The organism is Methylobacterium mesophilicum (genome assembly GCF_036441335.1).
In the GTDB taxonomy this organism is placed as follows: domain Bacteria; phylum Pseudomonadota; class Alphaproteobacteria; order Rhizobiales; family Beijerinckiaceae; genus Methylobacterium; species Methylobacterium mesophilicum_B.
The window spans coordinates 141737-157299 of sequence record NZ_MLBW01000023.1; the positions used below are offsets into that span (position 1 = coordinate 141737).

Sequence of the window (15563 nt, forward strand, 5' to 3'; positions counted from 1 at the left end):
GCGCGGCGGCTCACTTCACCGCGAGGGCGAGGTTGGCGACGTCGTCGAGATAGGCCCGGATCCGGTCGGCGTTGCTGCCGAAATCGCGGCCGCCGAGCCGCGAGGCCGAGCGCACGTCGATCCGCGCCCCGTCCGCGCGGGGGCGGATGCGCACGGTGACGTCGTCCGGAAGGTTCAGGATCAGTCCCCGCGCCACGGCCTCGATCCGGCCATTGCCGGTCCGGCCGCCCGGCCGGATCGCCTCGACGATCTGCCAGTGCCGTTTCAGGGCCGCCTGCCGGGCGAGTTCGAAGGCCTCGTCGGCGCCGATATCGAGGGTCAGCGGCGCGATCTGCGGGTAGGCGCCGCGCTGCCTCTCGCGCGCCGCCGGGGTCGGATCCGCGGGGTAACGTCCGCCGCGGGCCGCGAAGGCCGCCCGCGAGCGCGAGAACGCCGGCGGGTTGTCGATATCGGTGGTGATGTCCGAGAGCGCGGGCAGACGCAGGCCGCGCAGGCCCAGGAAGGCAGGGTAGCCGAGAACCGCCAGCGCGAGGATCAGCCCGGCGAGGGCGGCGCCGAGGCCGCGGGCGCCCTCGCGCCAGACCCGCACGAAGGCGAAGATCGCGGCCGTGGCCGCCATCAGCGCGACGCCGAGCCCGGCCACGAGGGCCACGAGGGCGGCGTCCGTGTCGGAGCGCGGATCGCGGACCAGGACCAGGGCAATCCCGGTGGCGATGACGGAGAACACGGCGAGCCGCCGGGCCAGCGGCCCCGCGCGGGTCACGGGTTCCTCGATGAGCAGGCGGCGCATGGGGATCATGAAGGCGTTCGAGGCCCGATCTTAGAGCTTGGCCGGAACCGGCGCCATGGCGCCGCGGTCACGGCGCGTACGCGCGGGCGGTGCCGGGCAGGCCGAGCGTGGCGGGCAGCTTGAGCGGATCGGGGAGCATCGCGTCCCCGTAGCGGCCGGCCGGGTCGGAGGCCTCGCTGTGGGCGACCGTCTGAGCCGTCAGGGCGCTCCAGGGACCCGTCACGGCGAACAGGATCCCGCGGGACGCATCGCCGGGCGGCCGCAGGACGAGGTCGCCCTTGGCATCGAGCCGCCGCTCCGGCAGCGAAACCTGACCGTGCAGGGTTGCCCCGACGCTCGGCCCCAGCAGCCCCGACTCGGCGATCTCGCCCACGCCGTCGGCGAAGCGCAGCGTCACCACGGCCCGCTCGAAGGCCGTCCGGCCATTGCGGCGCGCCAGGGCACCGGACGCGACCGCGCCGTTGCGATGAATGACGTCGGCGAGGTCGAGGCCCGCGATGGCACCGCCATCCACGGCGAGCGTGGCCCGACCGTTCAGGTGCGCCAGCAGCCCGACCGTGTCGCGAGCCCTGGATTCGAGGGCGAAATGCCCCTGCACGGGCCCGACCACCCAGCGGGCCGCGCCGATCTCGCCGAGCAGCGCGCCGAGATCGACGCGGTCGAGGTTTCCCTGCGTGCGCACGTCGGTCGCCGCCGGATCGGCCCCGCTCGTCAGGTTGACGCGCCCCTTGAACGTGCCGTCCTGGATCCGGGCCCGGTTCAGCGCCACCTCCAGGGCGGCCTCCCGAACCAGGACGCTCGCCGCCAGATCCCGCACGCGGACGGCGCCGGCGCGCCCCTCGGCGGCCGACAGGCGCAGATCGAGGTCGCCCCGCGTGAAGGGCGCCAGGGCGATCGACGCGGGCGCGGGGTCGAGGAGGCGCGACAGATCCGCGACCAGGGGCGTGAGATCGAGCGTCTCGGCCGCCAGGGTCGCCTGCACCGACAGGCGCGGCGCCTTGGCGGGACCGAACGCGACGGCGCCGGCGCCCTCCAGGACGTTCTGGCCGAGACCGATGCGCAGGCTCGGCCACGAGACGGAGCGCTCGGCTGTCTCGAACCGGCCGTCGATCGAGAACGCGCCGGCGAGCGGCGCCAGCGGCGCGTCGCGCCCGATCCAGGCCAGGCTCTCAGGCAGGGATCGCGTCTCGAACCGGACATGCCCGGACAGGACGGGCAGCGCGTTCCCCCCCGAGGGAGGCGCCACCGTCCCGTCCGCCGCGACGCTGCCGCCCGGCCACGTGACCTCCGCGGTGAACGGGCTGCGGCGGTGCTGGGCCATCTCGGCCGGACGCAGGTGGGTCAGGGTGATCCGGGTCGGCACGCCCCGCCACGTGAGGCTGGCGCGGCCCTCGGCCGCCTTGCCCCAGAGCGGCCACGCGACGTCGAGGTCGATTTCGCGTCGCGGTCATGCGCGTGCTGGATACCGGCGAGCCCTTCGAGATGGATGCCGCCTTCGTGACAGCCAAGGGCAACGCCCGACGCGTTCGCTGCTCCTGCGAGATCGAGTTNTCTCGGCCGGACGCAGGTGGGTCAGGGTGATCCGGGTCGGCACGCCCCGCCACGTGAGGCTGGCGCGGCCCTCGGCCGCCTTGCCCCAGAGCGGCCACGCGACGTCGAGGTCGATGTCCCGGGCCGTGTCGCCGCCGGCGAGGCGCGCGTCGCGCAGGACGATCCGGCGGGGCCGGGCCGTCTCGCCGGACCGCGCCTGCTCTGCGAGCCGCGCGAGGGGAGCGTCCCAACCCGCGGGGTCATCCGACAGCCGCGCGCCGTCCAGCCGGAGCCCGCTCACGGCGGCGCGTCCGCCGAGGAGGCTCAGCGGGTCGAGATCGATGGTCAGGCGGCCGTCATCCGCCAGGACCGGGCCGTCGGAACCCGCGGCGAGCCGGACGCGGTCGAGGGTCAGGCGCGGCCAGGGCAGGATCGCGAGGTGCGCGGGCCCGTGCAGGGTCAGCCCGAGGCCGTACGCGTCGAATGCGCGGCGGGCGAACGCGGTGGCCCGGCCGTCCTCCAGGGGCCAGTCGCGCAGGCCGAGGCCGGCAGCGATCAGGCTCCCGAGTGCGAGGACGAAGATCGGGCGGCGCAGCGACATCATGCTCCGAAGGGGCGGCGGCTGTGGCCGGAAGCCGGGCGCCGCGCCGGCCCCTCGGGCTGCCACGGCCCGGCAGGGTCTGCACGTCGAGTGGGCAACTTAGCGTCCCGGGCCGGCTTTGTCTGCCGGGCCCGCGCAGGGCCGCCCTGCCCTCCCCAGCGCAGTGCCGGTGACGGATCGCCTTACGGATCGCCCGCGGCCGCGCGGACCGGCGCGGCGCACCACTGGATTTCGCGCGCGGAATCGGGGAGAGCAGGCGCGAGGACACGCGCTTCCCAAGGTTTCGGCCGGTCGGGTCCGGCGGGAAAAGGACGGTTCGATGAAGAAGGTCTACACGGATGCCGCCGCCGCCTTGGCCGGTCTCCTGCACGACGACATGATGGTGATGTGCGGCGGCTTCGGCCTCTGCGGCATCCCCGACGAGCTGATCGAGGCGGTGCGCCTCTCGGGCGTCAAGGGCCTGACCGTGGTGTCGAACAATGCCGGCATCGACGGGGTCGGCCTCGGCAAGCTGCTGGACACCCGGCAGGTCCGGAAGATGATCTCGTCCTACGTCGGCGAGAACAAGGAGTTCGCCCGCCAGTACCTCGGCGGCGAGCTGGAGATCGAGTTCAACCCGCAGGGGACCCTGGCCGAGCGGATCCGCGCCGGCGGCGCCGGCATCCCGGCCTTCTTCACCAAGACCGGCGTCGGCACCAAGGTCGCCGAGGGCAAGGAAGTCCGCGAGTTCGACGGCGAGCAGTACGTCATGGAGCGCGGCCTGTTCGCCGACCTCGCCCTGGTCCACGCCCACACGGGCGACACCGAGGGGAACCTGCGCTACCGGATGACCGCCCGCAACTTCAACCCGATGATGGCCACCGCCGCCAAGATGACGGTGGCGCAGGTCGAGCACCTCGTGAAGCCGGGCGAGATCGATCCGGACACGATCCACACGCCCGGCATCTTCGTGAAGCGGATCATCGACGTCGGGCAGCGCGACAAGCGCATCGAGCAGCGCACCACGCGCAAGCGCGGCGACAGCACCCCGGCCGCGGCGGCCGGCGGCGGCACGCACTGATCGGACGGGAAGGGAGCGAGAACGATGGCCTGGACCCGCGAGCAGATGGCGGCGCGCGCCGCCAGGGAGCTGGAGGACGGCTTCTACGTGAACCTCGGCATCGGCATCCCGACGCTGGTGTCGAACTACATCCCCGAGGGCATGTCGGTGCAGCTCCAGTCGGAGAACGGCATGCTGGGCATGGGCCCCTTCCCCTACGAGGGCGAGGAGGACCCGGACCTGATCAACGCCGGCAAGCAGACCATCACCGCGCTGCCGACGACGAGCTACTTCTCCTCGGCCGATTCCTTCGGGATGATCCGCGGCGGGCACATCAACCTGTCGATCCTCGGCGCCATGCAGGTGGCCGGCAACGGCGACCTCGCCAACTGGATGATCCCCGGCAAGATGGTGAAGGGGATGGGCGGCGCCATGGACCTAGTGGCCGGCGTGAAGCGCGTGGTCGTGGTGATGGAGCACGTCGCCAAGAACAAGGACGGCACCGAGAGCCCGAAGCTCCTCAAGGCCTGCGACCTGCCGCTCACCGGCACCCGCGTGGTCGATCTGGTGATCACCGATCTCGGCGTGTTCGAGATCGACAAGAAGGGCGACGGCGGCATGACGCTCGTCGAGCTCGCCGACGGCGTCACCGAGGACGAGATCCGCGGCAAGACCGAGGCCGACTTCGCGGTCGCCCTGAAGACCTGACGCCCGGGGCCCGGCGGCCGACGTCGCCGGGCCCGTCGCGGGCTGCGCCGCCCCGGCCGGGCGACCGATCGTCGAACGGCCCCGCGGACGCGCCTCGACTGAGACGCCAAAGCCCCCCTGTCCCGAGCGGGACAGGGGGGCTTTGGCGCGGCCGTGTGCAGGCCCGGCCGCGGGGCTTCGCTGGCGCCCGCGCCGGCGAGCTGCGGGTCCCGGGTCGCCGGGCGCACCGGGCTGTCGGCGGCCGGCTCCCCGCCGTGCAGAGCCTGGCGTACGAGGTCGTCGACGCGGTCGCCCTGCTCCGGCAGGGCGGCCTCCAGATGCGCGATCATCTTGGGCGTCCAGAACGCCTTGATGTGCTTCTGGACCCCGGCGACCGCCTCCTCCTCCGGGTAGGACCGGAAGAAGGTGGCGATCTGGTTGGCCATGCGGACGAGCTTGTCCGCCTGCGTCACGGCACTCATCGGGTACTCTTACTCTGCCGCGTCGAGGGTCTGGGCGATCCGGGTCAGCGAGAAGTCCTCCTCGTAGAACTTCGCCTGCCAGTCGGAGGGCCGGTTGGTCCGCCGGACCTGCACCGCCGTCACCTTGTACTCGGGGCAGTTGGTCGCCCAGTCCGAGTAGTCGGTGGTGATGACGTTGGCGCCGGTCTTGGCGTGGTGGAACGTGGTGTAGACCACGCCCGGCTGCATCCGCTCGGAGATCCTGGCCTTCAGGGCGATGTCGCCCGAGCGGCTCTCCAGGGCGACGAGGTCGCCGTCGACGATGCCGCGCAGCTCCGCGTCGAAGGGGTGGATCTCCAGCACGTCCTCCTCGTGCCAGCGCGAATTCTCGGTGCGCCGGGTCTGCGCGCCGACATTGTACTGGGAGAGGATCCGGCCCGTGGTGAGGATCAGCGGGAACTTCGCCCCCGTCCGCTCCTCGGTGGCCACGAACTCGGTGATCATGAACCGGCCCTTGCCGCGGACGAACCGGTCGACGTGCATCATCGGCGTGCCGAGCGGCGCCTTCTCGTTGCAGGGCCACTGCACCGAGCCGAGCTCGTCGAGCTTGGCGTAGGACACGCCGGTGAAGCTCGGGGTGAGCGAGGCGATCTCGTCCATGATCTCGGACGGGTGGCTGTAGGTCATCGGGTAGCCCAGCGCGTTGGAGAGCAGGACCGTGCCCTCCCAGTCGCCGTAGCCGCCCATCGGCGCCATGACCTTGCGGACCCGCGAGATGCGGCGCTCGGCGTTGGTGAAGGTCCCGTCCTTCTCGAGGAACGAGGCGCCCGGCAGGAAGACGTGGGCGTACTTGGCGGTCTCGTTCAGGAAGAGGTCCTGGACGACGATGCACTCCATCGCCATCAGGCCCGCTGTCACGTGGTGCGTGTCGGGGTCGGACTGCGCGATGTCCTCGCCTTGGATGTACATGCCCTTGAACGTGCCCTCGACGGCCTCGTCCAGCATGTTGGTGATGCGCAGGCCCGGCGCGTTGTCGAGCTTGGCACCCCAGAGGGCCTCGAAGCTCTCGCGGGTCGCGTCGTCCGACACGTGGCGGTACCCGGTGAGCTCGTGCGGGAACGAGCCCATGTCGCAGGAGCCCTGCACGTTGTTCTGGCCGCGCAGCGGGTTCACGCCGGCGCCGAGCTTGCCGATGTTGCCGGTGGCCATGGCGATGTTGGCCATGCCCATGACCATGGTCGAGCCCTGGCTGTGCTCGGTGACGCCGAGCCCGTAGTAGATACCGGCCGCGCCGCCCTTGGCGTAGAGCCGGGCCGCGCCGCGGACCTGCTCAGGGTCGAGGCCGGTGAACTGCTGCTGGTTCTCCGGGGAGTGGCGCTCGTCGGCGATGAACCGCGCCCAGGACTCGAACTCGGCGAGGTCGCAGCGCTCGCGGACATAGGCCTCGTCGACCAGCCCCTCGGTGACGATCACGTGTGCCAGTGAGTTGATGAAGGCGACGTTGGAGCCGGGCTTCAGCGGCAGGTGGTAGTCGGCCTTGATGTGGGGCGACTTGACGAGGTCGATCTTGCGCGGATCGGCGACGATCAGCTTGGCACCCTGACGCAGGCGCTTCTTCATTCGCGAGCCGAAGACCGGGTGGCCGTCGGTCGGGTTGGCACCGATCACCAGGATCACGTCGGAATTTTCGACCGACTTGAAGTCCTGGGTGCCGGCCGAGGTGCCGAGCGTCGACATCAGGCCGTAGCCGGTCGGCGAGTGGCAGACGCGGGCGCAGGTGTCGACGTTGTTGTTGCCGAAGGCGGCGCGCACGAGCTTCTGGACGAGGTAGGCCTCCTCGTTGGTGCAGCGCGACGAGGTGATGCCGCCGACCGAATCCTTGCCGTACTTGGCCTGGATCCGCTTGAACTCGGAGGCCGCCCGGTCGATGGCCTCCTCCCACGAGACCTCGCGCCACGGATCCGTGATCTTCTCGCGGATCATCGGCTTGGTGATGCGGTCCTTGTGGGTGGCGTAGCCGTAGGCGAAGCGGCCCTTGACGCAGCTGTGGCCCTCGTTGGCCTTGCCGCCCTTGTAGGGAACCATGCGGACGACGCGCTCGCCCTGCATCTCGGCCTTGAACGAGCAGCCGACGCCGCAATACGCGCAGGTCGTGACCTCCGCGTGCTCGGGCTGGCCGAACTCGTGGATGGACTTCTCCTGGAGGGTCGCGGTCGGGCAGGCCTGCACGCAGGCGCCGCAGGACACGCACTCGGACTCGAAGAAATTGGTCGGGCCCGCCGCCACGCGGCTGTCGAAGCCGCGGCCCGCGATGGTCAGCGCGAAGGTGCCCTGCACCTCCTCGCACGCCCGGACGCAGCGGTTGCAGACGATGCACTTCGACGGGTCGTAGGTGAAGTACGGGTTCGACTCGTCCTTCGGCAGGTACTTCTCGGAGCTCGGCCGGACGTGGTTGTCGCCCTCGTAGCCGTAGCGCACGTCGCGCAGGCCGACGACGCCCGCCTGGGTCTGCAGCTCGCAGTCACCGTTCGCCGCGCAGGTCAGGCAGTCGAGCGGGTGATCGGAGATGTAGAGCTCCATCACGCCCTTGCGGAGCTTGGCGAGCTTCTCGTTCTGCGTGTGCACCACCATGCCGTTCTCGGCCGGGGTCGTGCAGGAGGCCGGGGTGCCGCGCCGCCCCTCGATCTCCACGAGGCAGAGGCGGCAGGAGCCGAACGGCTCCAGGGAGTCGGTGGCGCAGAGCTTCGGGATCTGCGTGCCGGCATGCATCGCCGCCGCCATCACCGAAGTGCCGGCCGGCACCGTCACCGACATGCCGTCGATCGTCAGCGTCACCGTCTGCTCGCTGACGCGGATCGGCGTGCCGTAGTCGATCTCCTTGATCAGGCCCATCGACGCCTCCTTACTCGGCCGCGGCCGGCAGATCGCCGGCGCGCCTGAAATCCTCGGGGAAATGGGTGATGGCGCTCATCACCGGCATCGGGGTCAGCCCGCCCATGGCGCAGAGCGACCCGTCGGTCATGACCTCGCAGAGGTCCTCGACCAGCTTCAGATTCGCGTCCGGCCGGATGCCGGCGATCACCTTGTCCATGGTCTCGACGCCGCGGGTGGCGCCGATGCGGCAGGGGGTGCACTTGCCGCACGACTCGGTGGCGCAGAACTCGAAGGCGAAGCGGGCCTGGGCCGCCATGTCGACGGTGTCGTCGAACACCACGATGCCGCCGTGGCCCACGAGGCCCTTCTTGGCCGCCATCGCCTCGTAGTCGAGGGGCGTGTCGAGGAGATGGTCGGGGAAGTAGGCGCCGAGCGGCCCGCCGACCTGCACGGCGCGGACCGGGCGGCCCGAACGGGTGCCGCCGCCGAAATCCTCGATCACCTGCCGGAGGGTGATGCCGAAGGCCATCTCGATCAGGCCGCCGTGCTTGACGTTGCCGGCGAGCTGGATCGGCAGCGTGCCGAGCGACCGCCCCATGCCGTAATCCGCGTAGGCCCTGGCGCCGTTCTCCAGGATCCACGGCACGGCCGTGAAGGTCATGACGTTGTTGACCAGCGTCGGCTTGCCCAGGAAGCCCTTGAGCGCCGGGATCGGGGGCTTCGCGCGGACGATGCCGCGCTTGCCCTCCAGGCTCTCCAGCAGCGAGGTCTCCTCGCCGCAGATGTAGGCGCCGGCGCCGAGGCGCACCTCCAGGTGGAAGGTCTTGCCCAAGCCCAGGATGTTGTCGCCGAGGACGCCGGCCTGGATACCGTTGGCGATCGCCTCCTTGAGGGTGGCGAAGGCCTGCGGATATTCGGAGCGCAAATAGATGTAACCGCGGGTGGCGCCGGTCGCGACGCCCGCGATGGTCATGCCCTCGATAAGGTTGAAGGGATCGCCCTCCATCATCATCCGGTCGGCGAAGGTGCCGGAATCGCCCTCGTCGGCGTTGCAGACCACGTATTTCTGGTCCGCCTTGGCGAGCATCACGGTGTTCCACTTGATGCCGGCCGGGAAGCCGGCACCGCCCCGGCCGCGCAGGCCGGAATCGCGCACCGCCGCCACGACGCCCTCGGCATCGAGCTTCAGGGCGGCCGCGAGGCCGCGGTAACCGCCATGGGCCCGGTAATCGTCGACGGAGACCGGGTCGACCACGCCGCAGCGGTGGAAGGTCAGGCGCTGCTGCCGGGCGAGGTAGGGGATCTTCTCCGGATCGCCGAGGCGCAGGGCATGGTCGCCGCCCGTGGTCAGGCCGGCATCCAGCAGGGCGTCGACATCCTTGACCGTCACCGGCCCGTAGGCGACGCGCCCCTCGGGCGTGCCGACCTCGACCATCGGCTCCAGCCAGAACAGGCCGCGGGAGCCGGTCCGGACGATGGTGACGTCGAGGCCGCGGCGCTCGGCGCCCGCGAAGAGTGCCCGGGCGACCTTGTTGGCGCCGAGGCCGAGCGCGACGGCGTCGCGCGGAACGTAGAGCGTGACGCTCACTGGCGCACCTCCGTCAGGGCAGCTTCGAGGGCGTCGGCGGTCAGGTGCGCGACGGGCTCACCGTCCACCAGCGCGGCGGGGCCGTTGGCGCAGAGGCCGAGGCAGTAGACCGGCTCGACCGTGGCGCTGCCGTCGGCGGTGGTCTCGTGCCAGCCGCAGCCGAGGCGACCGAGGATCTCGCGGTGCAGCTTGTCCGAACCCATGGCCTGGCAGGCCTCGGCCCGGCACAGCTTCACCTCGTGGCGGCCGGCCGGGTGGGCGCGGAAGTCGTGATAGAAGGTGACGCAGCCGTGCACCTCGGCGCGCGACAGGTTCAGGGCGTCCGCGATCAGCGGCACGGCGCCCTGGTCCACGTAGCCGAAGGTCTCCTGCAGCGCGTGCAGGATCGGCAGCGTGGCCCCCTCGAGATGGGTGTGTTCGGCGATGATCCCGGATGCGCGCTCCGCGCTCCAGGGCTCGTGACGCGCCATGGTTTCCAGCCCAGTCTGTTCCTGTTCTAATGCGAAGAGGAACAGAAATGCCGGTTGGCTTCAATCGCGCAGTCCGGTCGCTCGACAAAGGACGTTTGTCGAGCTGTAACTCGCCGATCGGAGGCGTGCAGGCGTTTCGTTAACGGGCTGTCAGAGCTCTATTTTTCGATGCGCTGGAAGTCTCAACTTTTCTTGCGTGCGGCGCAACATAAATTTGTGCCCTGCAAGAAATTGCATTCCTGTGCATCCGGTCCTCACCGTCCGGGCCGGGCCGGCCGTCCTTGCTGGCGGAGCGAAGCAATCCAGGTTAGCGCGACCTCGGCCGGCTCTGGTGCGACGGGATAGCTGCGCTCCGCTCGTAAGGAGGCGCGCTCCGTGGCCGAAGCCTCGGCCCCGATCAGAACTCCATCTCCAGTTCCTCGATCTCGTCCGGCTCGTCGGCGGCGGCTTCCGCCCACTCGACCATCAGGGGCCAGTGCAGGATCGTGTCGCGATAGGCGGCGGCGCTGGGCGGCAGCGCGACGTCGTAGGTACGGAAGCGGGTGCAGACCGGGGCGAACATGGCGTCCGCCAGGCACGGCCGGGCGCCGAACAGGTACGGGCCCTCGTAGCGGTCCAGGCAATCGTCGAAGATCGTGACGATGCGCTCGATATCGGCCTTCGCACCGTTGAACACGCGGAAATCGGGGTGGAAGGCGCGCAGGTTCATCGGAAGCGCTGAGCGCAGATTGACGAAGCCGGAATGCATCTCGCCCGAGATGGACCGGCAATGGGCCCGCTCCGCCGCGTTGCCGGGCAGGAATCCGGCCTCCGGGAAGGTCTCGGCGAGATACTCGGCGATCGCCAGCGTGTCCCAGACGACCACGTCGCCGTGGCGCAGGCGCGGCACCAGGAACGACGGCGACAGGTGCAGCAGCTCCGCCCGCGTGGTCGCGTCGGTCCCGGACAGGACCTCGATCCGGAAGTCGAGCCCGGCCATCCGGCAGATCAGCCAGCCCCGCAGGGACCACGAGGAGTAGTTGCGGCTCGAGATGGTGAGCGTAGCGGCCGTCATCGTCCTGCCCCGGGGCGCGTCGCCGATCGTGCGGTCTGCGCGGCCCGATCCAAGACTCGTGCCGAACGGGGCGGGCGAATCGCATCCGCCCGCGATTCTACTCCCGCCGCAGCAGCGCCGCGACCTCCGCCTCCTCGGCGGCCGACAGATTTCGCGCCGTCGCGGGGCGGCGGCGGGCGAGGCGCCAGATCCCGAGCCCGCCGAGCAGGACCGCGAGCACGGGCGTCAGCCACAGCAGCAGGGTGTGCAGCGCGAAGACCGGGCGCAGCAGCACGAACTCGCCGTAGCGGGCCACGACGTAGTCGAGCACCGCCGTGTCGCTGTCGCCCTTCTCCAGACGCTCGCGGACGATCAGGCGCAGGTCCTTGGCGAGCGGCGCGTCGGAATCGTCGATCGACTGGTTCTGGCAGACGAGGCAGCGCAGTTCGGCCGAGATCTCCCGGGCGCGGTGCTCCAGGACGGGGTCCTTCAGCACCTCGTCGGGCTGCACCGCGTGGGCCGGCAGCGCCGCCAGAAGGGCGAGCGCCGCCAGCGCGGGCCGGAGGAGCGGGCGGCGCGCCATCACTCGGCCGGCACCGCGACCGGGAGCGGACGCGCCTTCGCCCTGGCGGGGACGCCGACGCGCATCCGCCGGTCCGTGAGTGACAGGCCGCCGCCCACGGCCATGACCACCGCGCCGAGCCAGATCAGCAGGACCAGCGGCTTGTAGTAGAGGCGCAGGCCGACGCCGCCGTCCTGACCGATCTCCCCGAGGCTCGCGTAGACCTGGCTGGCGCCGTTGGTCAGCAGGCCCGATTCCGTCACCGCCATCTTGCGGCTCGGGTAGAAGCGCTTGCCGGTCTCGATCTTCCCGACCTCGTCGCCGCCGCGGGTGCGGATCGTCAGGTAGGCGGCGGCCTCCTCGTAGTTCGGTCCCTTGCGCGGCGCGACCCGGTCCAGGGTCGCCACGTACGGGCCTGTCGCCAGGCTCTGGCCGGGTTTCAGCGTCGCCAGACCCTCGGTGGCCCAGCCCTGCGCGGCGATGCCCAGCACCACGACGCCGACCCCGGCATGGGCGATGGCGGTGCCCCAGGCCGAGCGCGGCAGGCCGAGCGCGCGGCGGCCGATCTGGCCGAGGGACCGGGCGCGGCTCGCCCCGTAGCCCCGGGCGCGGGTGGCGATCTCCAGGACGGACCCGATCAGCAGGTAGGCACCGAGGCCGATCCCGACCGGCGCCATGACCGGCCCGCCCCAGGTCATGGCCACCACCGCGAGGCCGACCGCGAGGGCGACCGCCAGGGCGGCGAAAAGGCGCTGGGCGGCGGCGAGCACGTCGCCGCGCTTCCAGGCGAGCGCCTGCCCCATGGGCACGATCAGCAGCAGCGGGATCGCCAGCGGCACGAAGGTGGAATTGAAGAAGGGCGGCCCGACCGTGATCTTCTCGCCGGTCAGCATCTCCAGCACCAGCGGGTAGAGCGTGCCGACCAGCACGGTGGCGCAGGCCGCGACCAGGAACAGGTTGTTGAGGACGAGCGCCCCCTCGCGGGAGATCGGCGCGAACAGCCCGCCCTGCCGCAGCAGCGGCGCCCGCCACGCGAACAGCGTCAGCGAGCCGCCGATGAACAGGATCAGGATCGCCAGGATGAACACGCCGCGGGTCGGATCGGTGGCGAAGGAATGCACCGAGGTGATCACGCCCGAGCGGACCAGGAAGGTGCCGATCAGCGAGAGCGAGAAGGTCAGGATGGCGAGCAGCACCGTCCAGACCTTCAGCGCGTCGCGCTTCTCCATCACCACGGTAGAGTGCAGCAGCGCCGTGCCGGCGATCCACGGCATCAGCGAGGCGTTCTCGACCGGGTCCCAGAACCACCAGCCGCCCCAGCCGAGCTCGTAATAGGCCCAGTAGGAGCCCATCGCGATCCCGAGCGTCAGGAAGCACCACGCGGCGAGCGTCCAGGGCCGCACCGCCCGGGCCCAGACGGCGTCGATCCGCCCGTCGATCAGCGCGGCCACCGCGAAGGCGAAGCTGATCGAGAAGCCGACATAGCCGACGTAGAGGAGCGGCGGGTGGATCGCGAGGCCGGGATCCTGCAGCAGCGGGTTGAGGTCGTTGCCCTCGAGCGGCGCCGGGATCACGCGGGTGAACGGGTTCGAGGTCGTGATGATGAACAGCACGAACACGAAGGTGATCAGCCCCTGCACGCCCAGCGTGCTGGCCCGGAGCCGCGGCGGCACCGAGTTCCTGGCAGCCGCCACGCAGGCGCCGAACAGCGTGAGGATCAGCACCCAGAGGAGCATCGAGCCCTCGTGATTCCCCCAGACGCCGGAGATCTTGTAGATCAGCGGCTTCTGCGTGTGCGAGTTCTCGACGACGTTCTGGACCGAGAAATCCGAGGTGACGTGCGCGTAGGTGAGCGCCGCGAAGGCGAAGAGCACGCAGGCGAAGGCGCCGAGCGCCGCCTGGGAGGCGATCTGGCGGAGCGCCGGGTCGCCCGAGCGGGCGGCCCAGATCGGCATCACCACCTGGACGAGGGAGATCGCCAGCGCGAGCGCGAGGGCGAAGTGGCCGGTCTCGACGATCATGCGGGTTCCCTCACCGCTCGCTGCGGGGACCGAGGGTGCTGTCCGCCGCCGCGGTGGCGGGCTTCGGCGCGGGGCCACCCTTGTTCGGGCCGCCCTCCTGCCAGCGCCCCTGCGCCTTCAGCGCGTCGGCCACCTCGCGGGGCATGTAGGATTCGTCGTGCTTGGCCAGCACCGTGTCGGCGCGGAACTGCCCGCCCGGCTCCAGCACGCCCTCGGCGACCACGCCCTGCCCCTCCCGGAACAGGTCCGGCAGCAGCCCCTTGTAGTGGACCTCGACGGTCTCGTTCGTGTCGGTGACGGCGAAGTCGACCGCCTGGTCGGGGCCGCGCCTGAGCGAGCCGTCCTTCACCAAGCCGCCGAGGCGCAGGCGCGTGCCCGGGGCGATGGCCTGCTTGGCGATGTCGGTGGGCGAGCGGAAGAACACGATGGAGCCGCTCATGGCGTACAGGATCAGGCCCACGGCGAGCGCCAGGACGCTGCCGCAGGCGGCGATCAGGATCAGGCGGCGTTTCTTACGCGTCACGATACTTCCACCCCGCGGTCCGGCGCGCGGAGATCCGCCCCGACCGGAACCGTTCTCATTCTAGTCTTGAGGGTGTCGGCTCCAGGCGCCCCCGGGTCAAGGGCGGGCGTCGGGACCGATTGTCGTACGGAGCGCTCCGCGGCGGCGGGCTCGCGATCTTGTGGTGCCGGTGACAGGGCTTGGCGGAGGTCCGGCTGGTCAGGGATTGGGCTTGGCGGGGAGCTCCAGCTCCCGGGCGAGCCCGTCGAGTCGCGCCACCGCCTCGCTGTTGGCGGCCAGCGCCATCCGGGCGCGGTCGAGGGCCTTCACCGCCTGGTCGCGCTCGCCCAGCGCGCTGTAGGAGCGCACCAGCCGCATCCACTCGTCCGGGGTGCCGCCCCGCGCGGCGAGGCGCCGGTCGAGCCCCTCGACCATCCCGCGAATCGCCGCCTGCTGCTCTGCCTGGGGCATGGCGCGCACGGCCGCCATCGCGGCCTCCTTCTCGGCCTGGGCACTCGGGGCCGCCGGGCCCGATTCGGCCGGCGCGGGCGCATCGCCCTCCGCCCCGACCCCCACGGCGCGGGCGCCCTGCTCGACCTGGGCGAGGCCCTGCGGGTCGCCCGCGAGGGCCGCGCGCGCCCGGGCCAGGGCGTCGGTCGCCTGCTCGCGCTCGCCGAGGACCATCCGGGACCGGACGAGCCGCAGCCACTCGTCGGGGGTGCCGCCGCCGGTCTTGAGGCGGGCGTCGAGCCCGTCGACCATGCCGCGGATCGCCGCCTGCTGCTCCGCCGGGATCTTCGGGGCAGCCTGCGGGGTCGCGGGCGGCGGCGGCTCGCCCTTGAGGCGGGCGAGGCTCTGCTTGACGATCCCGAGCCAGGGGGCGTTCGGCGGACTGGCGGCCTTGAGTTCGGTGAGCTGGCGGATCGCCTCGCCGGTGTCGCCGGCCTGTTCGGCCGCGCGGGCCAGGTAGAAGCGGGGCTTGGGCGCGTTCGGCTCCTTGGCCTGCGCCTTCTCGAACAGCGCCTTGGCCTCGGGCGAGACGGTGCCGTCGCCGGCGGCCGTGAGCGCCTCGCCCTGGTCGGCCAGGAGGTCGGCGGTCTCGCCCTTGATCCGCGCGATGTTGGCGTAGGCGCGGGCGGCGTCGTCGAAGCGGCCGGTGCGCATGTAGACCGGGGCGAGCACCGCCCAGCCGCGGGCGTCGTTCGGGTCCCGGGCGAGGCGCGCCTCGATCTGGCCGACCGCCTTCATCAATTCGTCGGCGCCGCCGCGGGCGGCCTGCCGGTCGGCCTCGGTCTGCGCCGGCACCTCGGGCGACCCGTACAGCCCGTAGGCGATGAGCGCCACGAGGGGGATGGTGGAGAGCGCGAAGGCCGAGGCGGCGCGCCGGCGGCGCAGGCNAGCGCGG

11 protein-coding genes and 2 pseudogenes are annotated in these 15563 nt (G+C 71.5%); 2 read left to right on the forward strand and 11 right to left on the reverse strand.

What is annotated here, in order from left to right:
- Positions 1-10: 10 nt before the first annotated feature.
- Together MMR14E_RS15515 and MMR14E_RS15520 are read right to left on the reverse strand one after the other, a co-directional pair.
- Positions 11-790: a DUF1499 domain-containing protein gene (locus MMR14E_RS15515; protein WP_331315560.1), complete on the reverse strand. Its 780-nt coding sequence runs from the start codon at positions 788-790 to the stop codon at positions 11-13.
- Positions 791-857: 67 nt separating this feature from the next.
- Positions 858-2153, reverse strand: a complete 1296-nt coding sequence (locus MMR14E_RS15520; protein ID WP_331315501.1) for an AsmA family protein — start codon at positions 2151-2153, stop codon at positions 858-860.
- 1087 nt (positions 2154-3240) lie between these two features.
- Here MMR14E_RS15520 and MMR14E_RS15525 point away from each other — a divergent pair.
- Together MMR14E_RS15525 and MMR14E_RS15530 are read left to right on the forward strand one after the other, a co-directional pair.
- Complete coding sequence (locus tag MMR14E_RS15525) at positions 3241-3981, forward strand: CoA transferase subunit A (RefSeq protein ID WP_331315502.1); 741 nt, start codon at positions 3241-3243, stop codon at positions 3979-3981.
- Positions 3982-4005: 24 nt separating this feature from the next.
- On the forward strand, positions 4006-4668 hold the full coding sequence (locus MMR14E_RS15530) for a 3-oxoacid CoA-transferase subunit B (RefSeq protein WP_331315504.1): 663 nt from the start codon (positions 4006-4008) through the stop codon (positions 4666-4668).
- A 173-nt stretch (positions 4669-4841) separates the two neighbouring features.
- On the opposite strand, the pseudogene MMR14E_RS15535 reads toward MMR14E_RS15530, so the two are convergent.
- The 9 genes and pseudogenes from MMR14E_RS15535 to MMR14E_RS15575 all read right to left on the reverse strand — a co-directional run.
- A pseudogene (locus tag MMR14E_RS15535) lies at positions 4842-5129 on the reverse strand (formate dehydrogenase subunit delta); the annotation flags it as partial.
- A gap of 9 nt (positions 5130-5138) precedes the next feature.
- Positions 5139-8000 (reverse strand): formate dehydrogenase subunit alpha, encoded by a 2862-nt coding sequence (fdhF, locus tag MMR14E_RS15540; protein WP_331315506.1) that lies wholly within the window; start codon positions 7998-8000, stop codon positions 5139-5141.
- Positions 8001-8010: 10 nt separating this feature from the next.
- A complete protein-coding gene (locus MMR14E_RS15545) occupies positions 8011-9570 on the reverse strand; it encodes a formate dehydrogenase beta subunit (protein ID WP_331315508.1) in 1560 nt (519 codons plus the stop codon).
- Entirely contained in the window at positions 9567-10040 is a 474-nt protein-coding gene (locus tag MMR14E_RS15550; protein ID WP_331315510.1) for a formate dehydrogenase subunit gamma, read from the reverse strand. The genes MMR14E_RS15545 and MMR14E_RS15550 overlap by 4 nt, the downstream gene beginning before the upstream one ends.
- Positions 10041-10437: 397 nt before the next feature.
- Positions 10438-11094 carry a glutathione S-transferase family protein gene (locus tag MMR14E_RS15555; protein ID WP_331315512.1) on the reverse strand — a complete coding sequence of 219 codons (657 nt, stop codon included), beginning with the start codon at positions 11092-11094 and terminating at the stop codon, positions 10438-10440.
- A 97-nt stretch (positions 11095-11191) separates the two neighbouring features.
- On the reverse strand, positions 11192-11656 hold the full coding sequence (locus MMR14E_RS15560) for a cytochrome c-type biogenesis protein (protein ID WP_331315513.1): 465 nt from the start codon (positions 11654-11656) through the stop codon (positions 11192-11194).
- Positions 11656-13656 carry a heme lyase CcmF/NrfE family subunit gene (locus MMR14E_RS15565; RefSeq protein ID WP_331315514.1) on the reverse strand — a complete coding sequence of 667 codons (2001 nt, stop codon included), beginning with the start codon at positions 13654-13656 and terminating at the stop codon, positions 11656-11658. Before MMR14E_RS15565 ends, MMR14E_RS15560 begins: the two co-directional genes overlap by 1 nt.
- A gap of 10 nt (positions 13657-13666) precedes the next feature.
- Positions 13667-14179: a cytochrome c maturation protein CcmE gene (gene ccmE / locus MMR14E_RS15570; protein WP_331315516.1), complete on the reverse strand. Its 513-nt coding sequence runs from the start codon at positions 14177-14179 to the stop codon at positions 13667-13669.
- Positions 14180-14377: 198 nt separating this feature from the next.
- Positions 14378-15553, reverse strand: a pseudogene (locus MMR14E_RS15575) (tetratricopeptide repeat protein); the annotation flags it as partial.
- Positions 15554-15563: the final 10 nt, after the last annotated feature.